Annotated in this window: 15 protein-coding genes and 4 tRNA genes; 18 read left to right on the forward strand and 1 reads right to left on the reverse strand. The window is 35.3% G+C overall.

The features are described 5' to 3' along the window. The first annotated feature begins 15 nt into the window (after positions 1–15). From LNP22_RS09545 to LNP22_RS09630, 18 genes are all read left to right on the forward strand, one after another. Positions 16–1,155, forward strand: a complete 1,140-nt coding sequence (locus tag LNP22_RS09545; RefSeq protein ID WP_229976332.1) for an acyl-CoA dehydrogenase family protein — start codon at positions 16–18, stop codon at positions 1,153–1,155. A gap of 166 nt (positions 1,156–1,321) precedes the next feature. Further along, the gene (rpsU, locus tag LNP22_RS09550; RefSeq protein WP_026985791.1) at positions 1,322–1,516 is read left to right on the forward strand and encodes a 30S ribosomal protein S21; all 195 of its coding nucleotides are present in this window, start codon (positions 1,322–1,324) and stop codon (positions 1,514–1,516) included. A 145-nt stretch (positions 1,517–1,661) separates the two neighbouring features. Further along, on the forward strand, positions 1,662–2,555 hold the full coding sequence (locus LNP22_RS09555; protein WP_229976333.1) for a tyrosine-type recombinase/integrase: 894 nt from the start codon (positions 1,662–1,664) through the stop codon (positions 2,553–2,555). A 34-nt stretch (positions 2,556–2,589) separates the two neighbouring features. Next, complete coding sequence (gene hpf / locus LNP22_RS09560) at positions 2,590–2,892, forward strand: ribosome hibernation-promoting factor, HPF/YfiA family (protein WP_210666879.1); 303 nt, start codon at positions 2,590–2,592, stop codon at positions 2,890–2,892. A gap of 92 nt (positions 2,893–2,984) precedes the next feature. Beyond that, positions 2,985–3,058: transfer RNA gene (locus LNP22_RS09565), tRNA-Thr, on the forward strand. A gap of 31 nt (positions 3,059–3,089) precedes the next feature. Then, positions 3,090–3,170, forward strand: a tRNA-Tyr gene (locus LNP22_RS09570). 94 nt (positions 3,171–3,264) lie between these two features. After that, positions 3,265–3,336: transfer RNA gene (locus tag LNP22_RS09575), tRNA-Thr, on the forward strand. Positions 3,337–3,389: 53 nt separating this feature from the next. Continuing rightward, entirely contained in the window at positions 3,390–4,577 is a 1,188-nt protein-coding gene (gene tuf / locus LNP22_RS09580) for an elongation factor Tu (protein WP_059116012.1), read from the forward strand. Between the two features lie 59 nt (positions 4,578–4,636). Continuing rightward, a tRNA-Trp gene (locus LNP22_RS09585) sits at positions 4,637–4,707 on the forward strand. A gap of 18 nt (positions 4,708–4,725) precedes the next feature. Next, a complete protein-coding gene (gene secE / locus LNP22_RS09590; protein ID WP_210666878.1) occupies positions 4,726–4,923 on the forward strand; it encodes a preprotein translocase subunit SecE in 198 nt (65 codons plus the stop codon). A 10-nt stretch (positions 4,924–4,933) separates the two neighbouring features. Further along, positions 4,934–5,485 carry a transcription termination/antitermination protein NusG gene (nusG, locus tag LNP22_RS09595; protein ID WP_029273444.1) on the forward strand — a complete coding sequence of 184 codons (552 nt, stop codon included), beginning with the start codon at positions 4,934–4,936 and terminating at the stop codon, positions 5,483–5,485. Between the two features lie 67 nt (positions 5,486–5,552). Continuing rightward, a complete protein-coding gene (gene rplK, locus LNP22_RS09600) occupies positions 5,553–5,990 on the forward strand; it encodes a 50S ribosomal protein L11 (protein WP_007807442.1) in 438 nt (145 codons plus the stop codon). 13 nt (positions 5,991–6,003) lie between these two features. Continuing rightward, on the forward strand, positions 6,004–6,693 hold the full coding sequence (rplA, locus tag LNP22_RS09605) for a 50S ribosomal protein L1 (protein WP_007807440.1): 690 nt from the start codon (positions 6,004–6,006) through the stop codon (positions 6,691–6,693). 22 nt (positions 6,694–6,715) lie between these two features. Beyond that, entirely contained in the window at positions 6,716–7,219 is a 504-nt protein-coding gene (rplJ, locus tag LNP22_RS09610) for a 50S ribosomal protein L10 (protein WP_229973264.1), read from the forward strand. 92 nt (positions 7,220–7,311) lie between these two features. Further along, positions 7,312–7,683 carry a 50S ribosomal protein L7/L12 gene (gene rplL / locus LNP22_RS09615; RefSeq protein WP_007807437.1) on the forward strand — a complete coding sequence of 124 codons (372 nt, stop codon included), beginning with the start codon at positions 7,312–7,314 and terminating at the stop codon, positions 7,681–7,683. Between the two features lie 264 nt (positions 7,684–7,947). Further along, complete coding sequence (gene rpoB, locus LNP22_RS09620; protein ID WP_210666876.1) at positions 7,948–11,760, forward strand: DNA-directed RNA polymerase subunit beta; 3,813 nt, start codon at positions 7,948–7,950, stop codon at positions 11,758–11,760. Between the two features lie 326 nt (positions 11,761–12,086). Next, on the forward strand, positions 12,087–16,397 hold the full coding sequence (gene rpoC, locus LNP22_RS09625) for a DNA-directed RNA polymerase subunit beta' (RefSeq protein WP_210666912.1): 4,311 nt from the start codon (positions 12,087–12,089) through the stop codon (positions 16,395–16,397). A gap of 60 nt (positions 16,398–16,457) precedes the next feature. Then, positions 16,458–16,769: a DUF3467 domain-containing protein gene (locus LNP22_RS09630; protein WP_210666875.1), complete on the forward strand. Its 312-nt coding sequence runs from the start codon at positions 16,458–16,460 to the stop codon at positions 16,767–16,769. 330 nt (positions 16,770–17,099) lie between these two features. On the opposite strand, the gene LNP22_RS09635 is transcribed toward LNP22_RS09630, so the two are convergent. After that, on the reverse strand, positions 17,100–18,689 hold the full coding sequence (locus tag LNP22_RS09635; protein WP_210666874.1) for a peptide chain release factor 3: 1,590 nt from the start codon (positions 18,687–18,689) through the stop codon (positions 17,100–17,102). Positions 18,690–18,805: the final 116 nt, after the last annotated feature.

Below are 18,805 nucleotides of genomic sequence, written 5' to 3' on the forward strand. Positions count from 1 at the left end.
AAAAACATCTGAAAAATGAATTTTGACTACAACGAAACGCAATCAATGATTGCTGAATCAATAAAAGATTTTGCTGAGAAAAATATAAGACCTAATATAATGGAGTGGGATGAAGCTCAAATTTTCCCGATTCCTTTATTTAAAAAATTAGGAGAGATGGGATTTATGGGAGTTCTTGTTCCTGAGGAATATGGAGGTTCTGGGTTGGGATATCACGAATATATAACAATTATAGAAGAGATTTCTAAGGTAGATCCGTCTATCGGATTGTCTGTCGCGGCCCATAATTCTTTATGCACTAATCATATTTTGACTTTTGGAAATGAAGAACAAAAGAAAAAATGGATTCCGAAATTAGCAACAGCTGAGCATATTGGTGCTTGGGGTTTAACCGAACATAATACGGGTTCTGATGCAGGCGGAATGAATACGACTGCGGTACGAGATGGCGATTCGTGGATTGTAAACGGAGCTAAAAATTTTATTACACATGCTATCTCTGGTGATATTGCAGTGGTAATTGTGCGAACTGGTGAAAAAGGAGATTCAAAAGGTATGACGGCTTTTGTTTTCGAAAAAGGGATGCCGGGATTTTCATCAGGAAAAAAAGAAAATAAATTAGGAATGCGTGCCAGTGAAACAGCCGAATTGGTTTTTGATGGTTGTCGCGTACCAGATGCCAACAGGTTGGGCGAAGTGGGACAAGGTTTTATTCAGGCCATGAAAATATTAGATGGAGGCAGAATTTCTATCGGTGCATTATCATTAGGAATTGCAAAAGGAGCGTATGAAGCGGCGTTGAAATATTCTAAAGAAAGATACCAGTTCGGGCAACCGATCAGTAATTTTCAGGGGATTTCTTTTAAATTGGCAGACATGGCCACAGAAATTGAAGCTTCGGAGTTGTTGTTGCACAAAGCAGCGTTTTTAAAGCAGCAACATAAACCAGTTACAACATTGGGTGCAATGGCCAAAATGTATGCTTCAGAAGTATGTGTAAAGGTGGCTAACGAAGCTATTCAGATACATGGAGGTTATGGTTATACAAAAGACTTTCCGGTTGAGAAGTTTTACAGAGATGCAAAATTGTGTACGATAGGCGAAGGAACTACTGAAATTCAAAAATTAGTAATTTCTAGAAATTTGTTAAAATAATGTAATATTGAAATTTAAAATGTAAAAATGTGAAAAGTAATAAAATGATTTTTAAATCATCTCACTTTTTACTTATCTCATTTCATTAAAAAAAATAAAATTTATTATTCATTATTCATAATTAATAGTTACTTTTGCACCCTTAACGAGAGGAGGTGTCAATATTATGTTAATTATACCAATTAAAGACGGAGAAAATATCGATAGAGCATTAAAGCGCTACAAAAGAAAATTTGATAAAACAGGAACTGTTCGTCAATTAAGAGCACGTACTGCTTTTATTAAGCCTTCTGTAATCAAAAGAGCTCAAATTCAAAAAGCGGCTTACATTCAAAACATGAGAGATGGTTTAGAAAGTTAATACTAGCTTTTCAAAAATAATTACCGTTAGTCATCATAAAGTTATAACTTTGATGCTAGCGGTTTTTTTATGTCTTTTTTTTAAATTTAATGAATGATAATTTAGATGTAAAGAGATGCTTTGTTAAAAAAAATCCTGTCTTTTGATGAAAACAAATAAAGAAGCTTTTCGTGATTATCTTCAATTAGAAAAAAAATATTCCGACCATACCGTAAATGGTTATTTGGCGGATGTTCTGGCTTTTGAGGAGTTTAATAAGGTTTGTTTTGAGCAGGAAAACATCGAAAAAGTAAATTATAGCCAAATAAGAAGCTGGATTGTTTCGCTTGTTGATGCTGAAATTTCGAATGTTTCGGTAAATAGAAAAATGGCTTCTTTGAAGTCTTTTTATAAATTTCTTTTGAAAACAAAACAAATAGAAGTGAGTCCGATGCTGAAACATAAATCGCTAAAAACTCCCAAGACAATTCAAATTCCGTTTTCAGAAAAGGAGCTTGCAGATTTAATGCAAACGATAAATAATCCTTCTGGTTTTGAAGAAGTACGTGATAAACTAATAATAGATTTGTTGTACACAACAGGAATAAGACGAGCAGAACTTATTCAGCTTCACGTGCAGAATGTCGATTTGTCTTCAAGTGTGATAAAAGTTCTAGGAAAAAGAAACAAGGAGCGAATTATACCTATTTTGCCAATTATAGTGCAGCAGATTAATGTATATTTAGGAGAGCGGTTGAATATGGAAAATATAATCGACGACGAATATTTTTTTATTTCTCAAAAAGGGTTAAAATTGAGTGAATCTTTTGTGTATCGATTAATAAATTCTTACTTTAGTAGGGTCTCTGAAAAAGTAAAGAAGAGTCCGCATGTGCTTCGGCATACTTTTGCGACTCATCTATTAAATAACGGAGCAGATTTAAATTCAGTGAAAGAATTATTAGGACATTCGAGTTTGGCTTCGACACAGGTTTATACTCATAATAGTTTAGCAGAGCTTAAAAAGGTGTATGCGAATGCTCATCCTCGAAATAAATAGTAATTCTGAAATGTTTAACCCTAAAATTAGTATTATGAAGGTAAATGTTCATGCAGTTAACTTTAATGTTGACAGAAAGTTAGTCGATTTCGTTCAGGAAAGAATGGACAAATTAGAAAAATATTATGACCGAGTTGTTTCGTCAGATGTGTATTTAAAGGTTGAGAAGACGAGTGACAAGGAGAATAAATTTGTAGAGATAAAGATTAATGTTCCTGGGGATGATTTTTTAGTTAAAAAACAATGTAAAACATTTGAAGAAGCTGTAGAGCTTTCGGCAGAATCGTTAGAACGTTTACTGGTAAAAAGGAAAGAAAAAATAAGAGCGCACATATAATTGAAATTTTTTTTAAAAAATGTTTTGATTCAAGGATAAAATAACTACATTTGCAGTCCGTTAGAAATAGCGGACTTTTTTTATCAAATAATGCCAGCGTAGCTCAGTTGGCTAGAGCAGCTGATTTGTAATCAGCAGGTCGTGGGTTCGAGTCCCTCCGCCGGCTCAAGAGGCATAGAGTTTTAATAAAAAAAGTAGGGGAGATACTCAAGCGGCCAACGAGGGCAGACTGTAAATCTGCTGTGTGAACTTCGCAGGTTCGAATCCTGCTCTCCCCACAAAAAGAAGAAGTTGAGATTTCGGATTGTAGGTTTTGGGTTTTAAAAAAAAAACTGAAATCTAAATTCAAAAAATCTAAAATCAGAACTCTCTGCCGGTGTAGCTCAGGGGTAGAGTGCTTCCTTGGTAAGGAAGAGGTCTCGGGTTCAATTCCCGACATTGGCTCAAGTAAGTAGGAAATTGAATTAATATATAACTAAGATTAAAAATTAAGTAAAATGGCAAAGGAGAATTTTAATCGTTCCAAACCGCACTTAAACATAGGTACAATTGGACACGTGGATCACGGAAAAACTACATTAACTGCAGCAATTACAAAAGTATTGTCTGATGCTGGTTACTGTCAAGCAAAATCGTTTGATCAAATCGATAACGCTCCAGAGGAGAAAGAAAGAGGTATTACTATTAATACATCGCACGTAGAGTATGAAACAGCTAACCGTCACTACGCTCACGTTGACTGTCCAGGTCACGCGGATTACGTAAAAAACATGGTTACTGGTGCTGCTCAAATGGATGGTGCTATCTTGGTAGTTGCTGCTACAGATGGTCCAATGCCACAAACTCGTGAGCACATCCTTTTAGGTCGCCAGGTTGGTATTCCTAGAATGGTTGTTTTCATGAACAAAGTAGATATGGTTGACGACGCTGAGTTGTTAGAGCTTGTTGAAATGGAAATTAGAGATTTATTGTCTTTCTACGAATATGATGGAGATAATGGTCCTGTTGTTCAAGGTTCTGCTTTAGGAGGATTGAATAATGATCCTGCTTGGGTTCCTAAAATCATTGAATTAATGGAAGCTGTTGATAATTGGATCGAAGAGCCAATTCGTGATACTGCAAAACCATTCTTGATGCCAGTTGAGGATGTATTTACAATTACTGGTCGTGGAACTGTTGCTACAGGTCGTATCGAAACTGGTATTGCTAATACAGGAGATGCTGTTGAAATCATTGGAATGGGAGCTGATAAATTAACTTCTACTATTACAGGAGTTGAGATGTTCCGTAAAATCCTTGACAGAGGAGAAGCTGGAGATAACGTAGGTTTATTGTTAAGAGGTGTTGATAAAGAATCTATCAAAAGAGGAATGGTTATCATTAAGCCAGGATCAGTAAAACCACACGCTACTTTCAAAGCTGAAGTTTATATCTTGAAAAAAGAAGAAGGTGGACGTCATACTCCATTCCATAATAACTACCGTCCACAGTTCTACGTTCGTACAACTGACGTAACAGGAGTTATTACTTTACCAGAAGGTGTAGAGATGGTAATGCCAGGAGATAACTTGACTATCAATGTTTCTTTATTAAGCCCAATCGCAATGAGCGTAGGTTTACGTTTTGCTATCCGTGAAGGTGGTAGAACAGTAGGAGCTGGTCAGGTGACTGAAATCGTAGGTTAATCCTATAAAATTATAAAAAGCCAGTTGATTTTCATAACTGAAATCACTGGCTTTTAATTACGGGCGTAGTTCAAGGGTAGAATAGCGGTCTCCAAAACCGTTGATGGGGGTTCGAATCCCTCCGCCCGTGCAATAAAAAATATATCAAATGACAAAAGTTACTAATTATTTATCAGAGGCTTTCGAAGAGTTAAAGTCAAATGTTACTTGGCCTGAATGGGCTGAGGTTCAAAAATTGACAATTGTTGTGGCTGTGTTTTCAATCTTATTCGCTTTGGCGACTTGGGGAGTAGACGAATTTTTTGCAAAAGCTTTGGCTGGATTTTTTAACTGGTTAAAAGGATAATTTTTTTGTGATGGCAGATAATAATGTAAAAAAATGGTACGTAGTTAGAGCGGTAAGCGGACAGGAAAACAAAGTCAAAGCTTACATCGAAACTGAGATTGCCAGATTAGGTATGGGCGATTATGTTTCCCAAGTTTTGGTGCCTACAGAAAAAGTAGTTACTGTAAAAGAGGGAAAGAAAATGTCTAAGGATAAAGTCTATTTTCCTGGATATGTTATGATCGAAGCTAACTTAGTTGGTGAGATACCTCATATTATCAAGTCTATTACTAGTGTGATTGGTTTTTTAGGTGAGATCAAAGGTGGAGAACCTGTTCCTTTGAGACTTTCTGAAGTAAATAGAATGTTAGGTAAAGTGGATGAGTTAGCTGTAAATACAGATACTCGCGCTATTCCTTTCAACTTAGGTGAAACTGTAAAAGTGATCGATGGTCCTTTTAATGGGTTTAACGGAACGGTTGAAAAAATCAATGAAGAAAAGCGTAAACTTGAAGTAATGGTGAAGATTTTCGGAAGAAAAACGCCATTAGAATTGAGTTTTATGCAGGTTGAAAAAGTATAATTTTTGTTACATCTATAATAACCACTATAATTGCTTCCAATAATTATAGTGTTAAATTTTTTAAAAAATGGCTAAAGAAATTAGTAAGGTAGTTAAACTACAAGTTAAGGGAGGTGCTGCGAATCCATCGCCACCGGTTGGACCTGCTTTAGGAGCTGCTGGAGTTAATATCATGGAGTTCTGTAAGCAGTTTAATGCTAGAACACAAGATAAACCCGGCAAAATATGCCCAGTACAAATTACTGTGTATAAAGACAAATCATTTGATTTTGTTGTAAAAACTCCTCCAGCCGCTGTCCAATTATTGGAAGCTGCAAAGCTAAAGTCTGGATCAGGTGAACCAAATCGTAAAAAAGTAGCTAGTGTTACTTGGGACGTTATCAAAGCAATTGCTGAAGATAAAATGGTAGATTTAAATGCATTTACAATCGAATCTGCTATGAGCATGATCGCTGGAACTGCTAGATCTATGGGTATAACTGTATCAGGAGATGCTCCTTTTTAATTAAGAGAAAGAAATGGCAAAATTAACAAAAAAGCAAAAAGAGGCTGCTTCAAAAATTGAAAAGAACAAACTATACTCTTTAAAAGATGCAGCTGCATTAATTAAAGTTATAGCTTCTGCAAAATTTGATGAGTCAGTTGATATCGCAGTTCGTTTGGGTGTAGATCCAAGAAAAGCGAATCAAATGGTTAGAGGTGTGGTTACATTACCTCACGGAACAGGTAAAGACGTTAAAGTATTAGCATTGGTTACTCCAGATAAAGAAGCGGAAGCTAAAGAAGCTGGAGCTGATTATGTAGGTCTTGACGATTATTTACAAAAAATTAAAGACGGTTGGACAGATGTTGATGTAATTATCACGATGCCAGCTGTTATGGGTAAATTAGGTCCATTAGGTCGTATTTTAGGACCTAGAGGTTTAATGCCAAACCCTAAAACAGGTACTGTAACTATGGATGTTGCAAAAGCTGTTGCAGAGGTTAAAGCTGGTAAAATTGACTTTAAAGTTGATAAAACTGGTATCGTACATGCAGGAATTGGTAAAGTTTCTTTTGGAGCGGAGCAAATTTATGACAATGCACACGAAATTATTCAAACATTAATCAAACTTAAACCAACTGCTGCTAAAGGTACCTATATTAAAGGTATTCACCTTACAAGCACTATGAGTCCTGCAATTGCATTGGACCCTAAAGCAGTATAATTGGTAGTTAATAATTTTTAGTATGACTAGAGAAGAAAAATCAATCGCGATTGAAGATTTAACTGCACAGTTAGCTGGTACAAATATTATTTATGTATCTGATATTTCTGGATTAAACGCAGAAACAACTTCAAACTTGAGAAGAGCTTGTTTTAAAGCAGGTATTAAATTAGAGGTTGTAAAAAATACTTTGCTTGCAAAAGCAATGGAAGCTTCTGCTAATGACTATGGTGATTTACCTTCAGTATTGACTGGTAATAGTGCTATATTTATTTCAGATGTGGCAAATGCACCTGGAAAAATAATTAAAGATTTCAGAAAAAAATCAGCTAAACCTTTATTAAAAGGAGCTTATATTAACTCTGAAATTTATATTGGTGATGATCAATTAGATGCGTTAGCAACTATTAAATCTAAAGAAGAACTTCTTGGAGAACTTATTGGATTGTTACAATCACCAGCTCAAAGAATTATCTCTGCTTTACAAAATAAATTCGCAGGTAGCGAAGAAGAAACTGAAGCATAATAATTATTGTAAGGAATTTATTTTCCTTGCAGCTTAAATAGCGCACAATAAACAAAATATAATTTTACAAATCATTTTAAACGATAGAAAAAATGGCAGATTTGAAACAATTCGCAGAACAATTAGTTAACTTAACAGTTAAAGAAGTTAACGAATTAGCAACAATATTAAAAGATGAGTATGGTATCGAGCCTGCTGCTGCAGCTGTAGTAGTTGCTGCTGGTGGTGGAGAAGGTGCTGCTGAAGAAGCACAAACTGAATTTACAGTAGTATTGAAAGAAGCTGGAGCTTCTAAATTAGCTGTTGTAAAATTAGTTAAAGAACTTACAGGTTTAGGTCTTAAAGAAGCTAAAGATGTAGTTGACGGTGCTCCAAGTAACGTTAAAGAAGGTGTTTCTAAAGAAGAGGCTGAAGGTCTTAAAAAATCATTAGAAGAAGCTGGAGCTGTAGTTGAACTTAAATAAGTTTACTCGGTTTTAAGAACTAGGTTTAGGTCTTGAGTGAACGCTCAATGACCTAAACCATTTTTCGTATAATAAAATATTACAAGTTTTATTATCACATAGTTTAAAATACGAAAAAGTTTTTGATCAATACGAAGAAAAAAATTGAACCGGTTTTTACAGATTCATTTTTAAAGATGTGTTGATTTTAAAAAGAAGGTATCTATTAAACATTGTGTTTTTACACAAAAAATTACTTTTTTTTAATCAAAATTTTGTCCATTGATGATAACAAATCAGACTGAAAGATTGAATTTTGCCTCTACAAAAAATATTCCTGACTATCCAGATTTTCTAGATGTTCAGGTTAAATCTTTTAAAGATTTCTTTCAATTAGAAACGAAATCTGACGAAAGAGGCAACGAAGGGTTATACAATACCTTCATGGAAAATTTTCCAATTACAGATACAAGAAATAACTTTGTATTGGAGTTCCTAGATTATTTTGTTGATCCACCACGTTATACAATTCAAGAATGTATAGAGAGAGGTCTTACCTATAGTGTGCCTTTAAAAGCCAGGTTGAAACTATATTGTACTGACCCAGAACACGAAGATTTTGAAACTATTGTGCAAGATGTTTATCTTGGAACAATACCTTATATGACGCCAAGCGGTACTTTTGTTATCAACGGTGCTGAGCGTGTAGTAGTATCTCAACTACACCGTTCTCCTGGAGTTTTCTTTGGACAATCATTCCATGCAAATGGAACAAAACTTTATTCTGCCAGAGTAATTCCTTTTAAAGGTTCTTGGATAGAATTTTCTACAGATATTAACAGCGTAATGTATGCTTATATCGATAGAAAGAAAAAATTACCGGTTACAACTTTATTCCGTGCAATTGGATTCGAGAGAGACAAGGATATCCTTGAAATTTTTGACCTTGCTGAAGAAATTAAAGTTTCTAAAACGGGAATTAAAAAATATATTGGAAGAAGACTTGCTGCACGTGTATTAAACACTTGGCACGAGGATTTCGTAGATGAAGATACCGGAGAGGTAGTTTCTATCGAACGTAACGAAATTATCCTTGATAGAGATACTATTATCGACAAAGATAATGTAGAAGAAATCATTGATTCTAACGTAAAATCTATTTTGTTGCACAAAGAGGATAATAATCAAGCAGATTATGCTATTATTCACAATACGTTACAAAAAGATCCAACAAACTCTGAAAAAGAAGCTGTAGAGCACATTTACCGTCAGTTGCGTAACGCTGAACCGCCTGATGAGGAAACTGCTCGTGGTATTATAGATAAATTGTTCTTCTCTGATCAACGTTATAATTTAGGTGAAGTTGGTCGTTACAGAATGAACAAAAAACTTGGTTTGGATATCCCAATGGAGAAGCAAGTGCTTACCAAAGAAGATATTATTACCATTGTAAAATATTTGATCGAGTTGATCAACTCTAAAGCAGAGATTGATGATATCGATCACTTATCAAACCGTCGTGTTAGAACAGTTGGAGAACAATTGTCTCAACAATTCGGTGTTGGTTTAGCACGTATGGCGAGAACTATTCGTGAGAGAATGAACGTTAGAGATAACGAGGTGTTTACACCAATCGATTTGATCAATGCTAAAACATTATCATCGGTTATCAACTCTTTCTTTGGTACGAACCAGTTATCTCAATTTATGGATCAAACGAATCCATTAGCTGAGATTACACACAAAAGAAGATTATCTGCACTTGGACCTGGTGGACTTTCGAGAGAGAGAGCTGGATTTGAGGTTCGTGACGTTCACTATACACACTATGGTCGTTTATGTCCGATTGAAACTCCAGAGGGACCAAACATTGGTTTGATTTCTTCTCTTGGTGTTTATGCTAAAGTGAACGGAATGGGTTTCATCGAAACACCTTACCGTAAAGTTACAAATGGTGTAGTTGATTTAGAAAGTACTCCTATATATTTAAGTGCTGAAGAAGAAGAAGGAAAAATGATTGCTCAGGCAAACATTGAAATGGATGCAACAGGTAAAATTACAGCAAGCAATGTTATTGCTCGTGAGGAAGGTGACTTCCCAGTTGTTGAGCCTTCTGCAGTACATTATACAGACGTTGCACCGAACCAGATCGCTTCGATTTCGGCTTCATTGATTCCTTTCTTGGAGCATGATGATGCGAACCGTGCGTTGATGGGATCTAACATGATGCGTCAGGCGGTTCCTTTGATCCGTCCGGAAGCGCCAATTGTGGGTACAGGTTTAGAGCGTCAGGTGGCTTCAGATTCCAGAGTATTGATTAATGCTGAAGGAGATGGAACTGTAGAATATGTGGATGCCAATATTATCACTATCAAATACGACCGTACTGAGGAAGAAAGAATGGTAAGTTTTGATGCTGATGAGAAAACATATAACTTAATTAAATTTAGAAAAACCAATCAAGGAACAAGTATCAACTTAAAACCAATCGTAAGAAAGGGAGACAGAGTAGTTCTTGGTCAAGTATTATCAGAAGGATATGCGACTCAAAATGGTGAATTGGCTTTAGGTAGAAACCTAAAAGTTGCGTTCATGCCATGGAAAGGGTATAACTTTGAGGATGCGATTGTAATTTCTGAGAAAGTAGTTCGTGATGATATTTTTACTTCTATCCACGTTGATGATTATTCATTAGAGGTTAGAGATACAAAGTTAGGAAATGAAGAGTTAACAAACGATATTCCTAATGTTTCAGAAGAAGCTACCAAAGATTTAGATGAAAATGGTATGATCAGAATTGGAGCAGAGGTTAAACCTGGCGACATTTTGATCGGAAAAATTACACCAAAAGGAGAATCAGATCCTACTCCTGAAGAGAAATTGCTTCGTGCAATCTTTGGGGATAAAGCTGGTGATGTAAAAGATGCTTCATTAAAAGCGTCTCCATCTTTACATGGTGTAGTTCTTGACAAAAAATTATTTGCAAGAGCCGTAAAAGATAAACGTAAACGTACTCAGGATAAAGATGCTTTAGGGGCTTTAGAAATGGAGTTTGAAACTAAATTTGTTGAATTAAAAGACAGATTGGTAGAGAAATTGTTCCTGATCGTTAACGGAAAAACATCTCAGGGTGTAATGAATGATTTGGGTGAAGAAGTTTTACCAAAAGGTAAAAAATATACTCAGAAAATGCTTTACGCAGTAGAAGATTTTGCTCACTTAAGCAAAGGTCAATGGGTTGCTGATGACGCTACAAATAAAATGGTGAATGATTTAATTCATAACTATAAAATTAAGCTTAACGACTTACAAGGATCTTTAAGAAGAGAGAAATTCACTATTACAGTTGGAGATGAATTACCATCTGGAATCTTGAAATTAGCGAAAATTTACATCGCTAAAAAACGTAAACTGAAAGTAGGGGATAAAATGGCAGGACGTCACGGTAACAAAGGTATTGTTGCAAGAATCGTTCGTCATGAAGATATGCCTTTCCTTGAAGACGGAACACCGGTAGATATCGTATTGAATCCACTTGGGGTACCTTCACGTATGAACATTGGTCAGATTTATGAAACGGTACTTGGATGGGCTGGACAAAATTTAGGTAGAAAATTTGCTACTCCAATTTTTGATGGTGCTTCTTTAGACCAAATTAATGAATTAACTGATGAAGCAGGAGTGCCACGTTTTGGACATACATACCTTTATGATGGTGGTACTGGAGAGCGTTTCCATCAAGCAGCAACAGTGGGTGTAATTTACATGCTTAAATTAGGACACATGGTTGATGATAAGATGCACGCACGTTCTATCGGACCATACTCGTTGATCACTCAACAGCCACTTGGAGGTAAAGCTCAATTTGGAGGTCAGCGTTTTGGAGAGATGGAGGTTTGGGCACTTGAGGCTTATGGAGCATCAAGTACGCTACGTGAAATCTTAACAGTTAAGTCGGATGACGTTATTGGTAGAGCAAAAACTTACGAAGCTATCGTTAAGGGTGAGTCTATGCCAGAACCAGGATTACCTGAATCATTCAATGTATTGATGCATGAATTGAAAGGTCTTGGACTTGACATTCGTTTAGAAGAATAGTATTTTAGTATTCAGTGTTCAGTATTTAGTAATCAGTGATAAACTGAACACTAAATTCTGAATACTGAACACTTTTTTAAAAGAGTTTTTAGGATTTATACCCGTAAACCGTTCCGATTTTTTATAAAAACTACATGTTTTATAATTAGCACTTCAAAATAATAAAGGTTTGAAGTTTAGAGAAGTAACTCGAGGTAATGTTTAAGTCATAAAGTCAAATGTATTAAAGTTTAAAAGTCTCAAATGACTTTTAACTTTCGACTTTTAAACTTTCGACTAAAACGAGAATCAATTTTTTAATTGCAAATAAATCAATAGTAAAAACTATGATGAATAATAGAAATAATAATAAGGATAAAAATCCGGTAAAAAGATTTAACAAAATCTCTATTGGATTAGCTTCGCCTGAGTCTATTTTAAAAGAATCAAGAGGAGAGGTTTTAAAACCAGAAACAATCAACTACAGAACGCACAAACCTGAGCGTGATGGCCTTTTCTGCGAAAGAATCTTCGGACCTGTTAAAGATTTTGAGTGTGCTTGTGGTAAATATAAAAGAATTCGTTACAAAGGTATCATCTGTGACCGTTGTGGTGTTGAAGTTACAGAGAAAAAAGTACGTCGTGATAGAGTAGGACACATCAATCTGGTTGTGCCAATTGCTCATATCTGGTATTTCCGTTCTCTTCCAAACAAAATTGGTTATATCCTTGGTCTTCCGTCTAAGAAATTAGATATGATTATTTACTACGAAAGATATGTAGTAATTCAGGCTGGTATTGCTAAAAATGCAGATGGAGAATCATTACAAAGACTAGATTTCTTAACTGAAGAAGAATATTTGAATATTTTAGATACTCTTCCACAGGAAAACCAATATTTAGATGATTTTGATCCTAATAAATTTGTTGCCAAAATGGGAGCAGAGTGTATTATGGATTTATTGGCGCGTATTGACTTAGATGAGTTATCTTACCAACTAAGACACAGTGCTAACAATGAAACCTCTAAACAACGTAAAACTGAGGCTTTAAAAAGATTACAAGTTGTAGAGTCTTTCCGTGAGTCTAATTTAAATCGCGAAAATCGTCCTGAATGGATGATTATGAAAGTGGTTCCTGTTATTCCACCAGAATTACGTCCGCTTGTACCGCTTGATGGAGGTCGTTTTGCAACTTCAGATTTAAATGACTTATACCGTCGTGTGATCATCCGTAATAACCGTTTGAAAAGATTAATGGAGATTAAAGCTCCTGAAGTAATCTTGAGAAACGAAAAACGTATGTTGCAGGAATCTGTAGATTCATTGTTTGATAACACACGTAAAGCTTCTGCTGTTAAAACAGAATCTAACAGACCATTAAAATCATTATCTGATTCCTTAAAAGGTAAGCAAGGACGTTTCCGTCAAAACTTACTTGGAAAACGTGTGGATTATTCTGCTCGTTCGGTAATTGTTGTTGGTCCTGAATTGAAATTATTCGAATGCGGATTGCCAAAAGATATGGCATCTGAATTATACAAACCTTTCGTTATCCGTAAATTGATTGAAAGAGGTATTGTAAAAACAGTAAAATCTGCTAAGAAAATCATAGACAAAAAAGAGCCTGTAGTTTGGGATATCCTTGAAAACGTAATTAAAGGACACCCAGTATTACTTAACCGTGCTCCTACGTTACACAGATTGGGTATTCAAGCTTTCCAGCCAAAATTAATTGAAGGAAAAGCGATCCAATTGCACCCATTAGTATGTACGGCTTTCAACGCCGATTTTGATGGGGATCAGATGGCAGTTCACTTGCCGTTAGGACCAGAGGCTATTTTAGAGGCACAATTATTAATGTTGGCTTCTCACAATATCTTGAACCCGGCAAACGGTGCTCCAATTACAGTACCTTCTCAGGATATGGTTTTGGGTCTATATTATATGACCAAAGAACGTATCTCGACACCAGAACATGTAATTTTAGGTCAAGACTTAACTTTCTATTCTGCTGAAGAAGTAAATATTGCATTAAACGAAGGAAAATTAGAATTGAATGCTCGTGTAAAAATTAGAGCAAAAGATTTTAATGAAGCTGGAGAATTGGTGTATAAAATTATCCAAACAACTGCAGGACGTGTATTATTTAACGAAGTAGTACCTGAAGCAGCTGGATATATCAATGATGTATTGACTAAGAAAAACCTTAGAGATATTATTGGACACATTTTAAGTGTGACTAACGTACCTACTACTGCTGCTTTCTTGGATAATATGAAAGATATGGGTTATAAATTTGCCTTTAGAGGAGGTTTATCATTCTCTCTTGGTGATATTAGAATTCCAGAACAAAAAACTAAATTAATTGCAGATGCCAGAGAGCAAGTTGACGGTATTTCTGTAAATTATAACATGGGTCTTATTACCAATAACGAGCGTTACAACCAAGTTATTGATGTTTGGACTTCTGCAAATGCTCAGTTGACAGAATTAGCAATGAAAAATATTAGAGAAGACCAACAAGGTTTCAACTCAGTATATATGATGCTTGACTCTGGGGCGAGGGGTTCTAAAGAACAAATTCGTCAGTTAACCGGTATGCGTGGTTTGATGGCTAAGCCTAAAAAATCTACTGCTGGTGGTGGAGAAATTATTGAAAATCCGATTCTTTCTAACTTTAAGGAAGGTCTTTCGATTCTTGAGTATTTCATTTCTACTCACGGTGCTCGTAAAGGACTTGCGGATACGGCTCTTAAAACTGCCGATGCTGGGTACTTAACAAGAAGACTTCATGACGTTTCACAAGATGTTATTGTAAACATCGAAGATTGTGGAACTTTAAGAGGTGTTGAAGTTTCTGCTTTGAAGAAAAATGAGGAAATTGTTGAATCTTTAGGAGAAAGAATTTTAGGACGTGTTGCATTGCAAGATGTTATAAATCCTCTTACGAATGAAGTATTAGTTCAGTCTGGTCACCAAATTACTGAAGCAATAATGAGAGTTATCGAAGCTTCACCTATTGAAAAAGTAGAAGTAAGATCGCCATTAACTTGTGAGGCTTTAAAAGGTATTTGTGCTAAATGTTATGGTAGAAATTTAGCTACCGGAAAAATGACACAAAGAGGTGAAGCAGTAGGAGTTATTGCAGCTCAGTCTATTGGAGAGCCAGGTACACAGTTAACACTTCGTACGTTCCACGTTGGAGGGGTTGCTGGAGGTATCTCTGAAGAATCTAGTATTGTTACAAGATTTAACGGTAGACTTGAGATTGAAGATTTAAAAACCGTTAAGGGTGAAGACAGCGAAGGTAATGCGGTAGATATCGTAGTATCGCGTTCAACTGAATTAAAATTGGTTGACGAGAAAACTGGAATCGTCTTAAATACACACAATATTCCTTACGGATCTAGTATCTTTGTTAAGGATGGTGAGGTAGTTACTAAAGGATCTGTGATCTGTAAATGGGATCCATATAATGGTGTAATTGTTTCTGAGTTTACTGGTAAGATTGCTTACGAGGATTTAGAACAAGGACAATCATTCATGGTCGAAATTGATGAGCAAACAGGTTTCCAGGAAAAAGTAATTTCTGAAGCTAGAAACAAAAAATTAATTCCAACTTTATTGGTTTATGGTAAAGAAGGCGAATTGATTCGTTCGTATAACTTACCGGTAGGGGCACACCTTATGGTTGAGAATGGTGAGAAAATTAAAGCAGGTAAAGTATTAGTAAAAATCCCACGTCGTTCTTCTAAAGCAGGAGATATTACAGGAGGTTTACCAAGAATTACCGAGTTGCTTGAGGCTCGTAACCCTTCAAACCCAGCTGTTGTTTCTGAAATTGACGGTGTTGTATCTTTTGGAAAAATCAAAAGAGGTAACCGTGAAATTGTTATCGAATCTAAATTTGGTGAGATTAAAAAGTATTTAGTTAAACTTTCAAGCCAAATTCTAGTACAAGAAAATGACTTCGTAAGAGCGGGAGTACCATTGTCTGACGGTGCAATTACACCAGATGATATTTTAAGAATTCAAGGTCCGGCTGCTGTTCAACAGTATTTGGTAAATGAAATTCAAGAGGTATACCGTTTGCAAGGGGTAAAAATCAATGACAAGCACTTTGAGGTAGTTATTCGTCAAATGATGCGTAAGGTTAGAGTTCAAGATCCAGGAGATACATTATTCTTAGAAGATCAATTAATTCATACTAAAGACTTTATCGTTCAAAACGATAAATTATATGGTATGAAAGTAGTTGAAGATGCTGGAGATTCTGCTGTATTAAAACCAGGTCAGATTATTACACCTCGTGACTTACGTGATGAAAATTCATTACTAAAACGTAACGATAAAAATCTTGTAGTAGCAAGAGATGTAATTACTGCAACGGCAACGCCAGTTTTACAAGGTATCACAAGAGCTTCGCTACAAACTAAATCATTTATTTCTGCTGCTTCTTTCCAAGAAACAACAAAAGTACTTAACGAGGCTGCAGTAGCTGGAAAAGTTGATGATCTAGAAGGATTGAAGGAAAATGTAATTGTTGGACATAGAATTCCTGCGGGAACTGGTATGAGAGAATACGATAATACTATTGTAGGATCTAAAGACGATTACAACGAAATGATGGCTAATAAAGAAGAATATATCTATTAATTCTTATCTAAATCCCTCTTTTCTTTAAGAGAAGAGGGAATTTAGAATAAAAATAAAATTATGAGTAATCCGAAACAACAACAAGAGCAAATAAATATCGAGTTAGACGAGACTATTGCGGAAGGAATTTATTCTAACCTTGCAATTATAAATCATTCATCTTCTGAATTTGTTTTAGATTTTGTGAATATAATGCCCGGAACTCCTAAAGCCAAAGTGAAATCGAGAATTGTCTTGACACCACAACATGCTAAAAGATTATTAAGAGCAATTGGTGAAAATATTCATAGATTTGAAGCCACCCATGGTGAAATCAAAGAAACGGAACAGGCGCCAATACCGCTTAATTTTGGTCCGGCAGGACAAGCATAAAAAATTAAAGCTCCAGAAATGGGGCTTTTTTTATGTCTATAAAATGATGATTTTTTACTTTCTAATTAAATGCGGGTACTACTCTTTTTAATTAATAATAGCTTTATAAAGCATCCAAAGGAGAATTAATAGAGATATTATGTACTTAGTCCGATTTTAATTCATTTTATCGAATAAATTTTAATAGACAACCATTTGGAGTTACTTTAGACAAACCTAAAAAAGATTGATTTTTGAAATATGATGACTTAGTAAGGTTTATTGATTCAAACTAAAAAAAAGCGCTAATTTTAAAAATTAGCGCTTTTTTTATTTCCTTTTAAAATAGATTTATTCAAATTCTGAAGTAAAAAATAACTTAACCGTTGGATATTTACTTTGTGTCATTTGAATGGTAAAATCAGAATCAGCAAGAAAGACTAACTGACCGTATTTATCATGCGCCAAGAATTTTTGTTTGATACGTTTAAACTCTTTAAACTCATTATTTTTGGCATCGTCTGGCTTTACCCAGCATGCTTTATGAACAGGGAAGTTTTCATAGGTACATTTGGCACCATATTCATGTTCTAATCGATATTGAATCACCTCGTATTGTAGAGCACCAACTGTACCAATAATTTTACGATTATTCATTTCTAAGGTAAACAACTGTGCAACACCTTCATCCATTAACTGATCGACACCTTTGTCCAATTGCTTGGCTTTCATTGGGTCTGCATTGTTAATGTATCTAAAATGTTCTGGTGAGAAACTCGGAATTCCTTTAAAACTCATAATTTCTCCTTCAGTTAAGGTATCACCAATTTTAAAGTTTCCAGTATCGTGTAACCCAACAATGTCACCGGGATATGAAATGTCAACAATTTCTTTTTTCTCAGCAAAAAAAGCGTTTGGACTTGAGAATTTTAAGTTTTTCTTCTGGCGCACATGGTAATAAGGCTTATTTCTTTCAAAAGTACCAGAGACGATCTTGATAAAAGCTAAACGGTCTCGGTGTTTTGGATCCATGTTAGCATGAATTTTAAAAACAAATCCAGACATTTTTTCTTCAGCAGGATCTACAAGACGAGTTTCAGAATCTTTGGGTCTCGGAGACGGAGCAATCGTTACAAAGCAGTCTAATAATTCTCTAACCCCAAAATTATTCAAAGCAGAACCAAAAAACACAGGTTGAAGTTTCCCGTCTAAATAATCCTGACGATCAAATTTTGGGTAAACTTCATCAATCAATTCTAATTCTTCTCGTAATTTGTCGGCTGGTTTTTGACCAATAATTTTTTCCAGTTCAGGACTTTGAACATCAGAAAAAGCAATTGTTTCCTCGATGTTTTTGCGGCTGTCACCACTAAAAAGATTGATGTTTTGTTCCCACAAATTGTAAATTCCCTGAAAATCATACCCCATTCCGATCGGGAAACTCAAAGGAGTTACCGTAAGACCTAGTTTTTGTTCAACCTCGTCCATAAGGTCAAAAGCATCTTTTCCTTCACGGTCCAATTTATTGATGAAAACGATAATAGGAATATTACGCATTCTGCAAACTGCAACCAATTTTTCAGTTTGTTCCTCTACCCCTTTTGCAACGTCAATCACTACAATAACACTGTCTACGGCGGTTAAAGTTCTAAAAGTATCTTCGGCAAAATCCTTGTGTCCTGGTGTATCAAGAATGTTGATTTTTTTTTCTTTATAATTAAAAGCAAGTACAGAAGTAGAAACCGAAATACCTCTTTGGCGTTCGATTTCCATAAAGTCACTCGTTGCTCCTTTTTTAATTTTATTGTTTTTTACGGCACCTGCTTCCTGAATCGCTCCTCCAAAAAGCAACAATTTTTCAGTTAATGTTGTCTTACCTGCATCTGGATGCGATATAATTCCGAAGGTTCTTCTGCGTTGTATTTCTTTTAAAAAGCTCATATTTTGTATCAATAGGTTGCAAAAGTACTATTAATTACGGGCTAATAAAAATATTCACTTCTTAAATTTAAAGGTCCCTGTTTTATACAAATGATCCTTTATACTAAAAAAAATAA

The organism is Flavobacterium flavipigmentatum, assembly GCF_020911905.1.
Lineage (GTDB): Bacteria > Bacteroidota > Bacteroidia > Flavobacteriales > Flavobacteriaceae > Flavobacterium > Flavobacterium flavipigmentatum.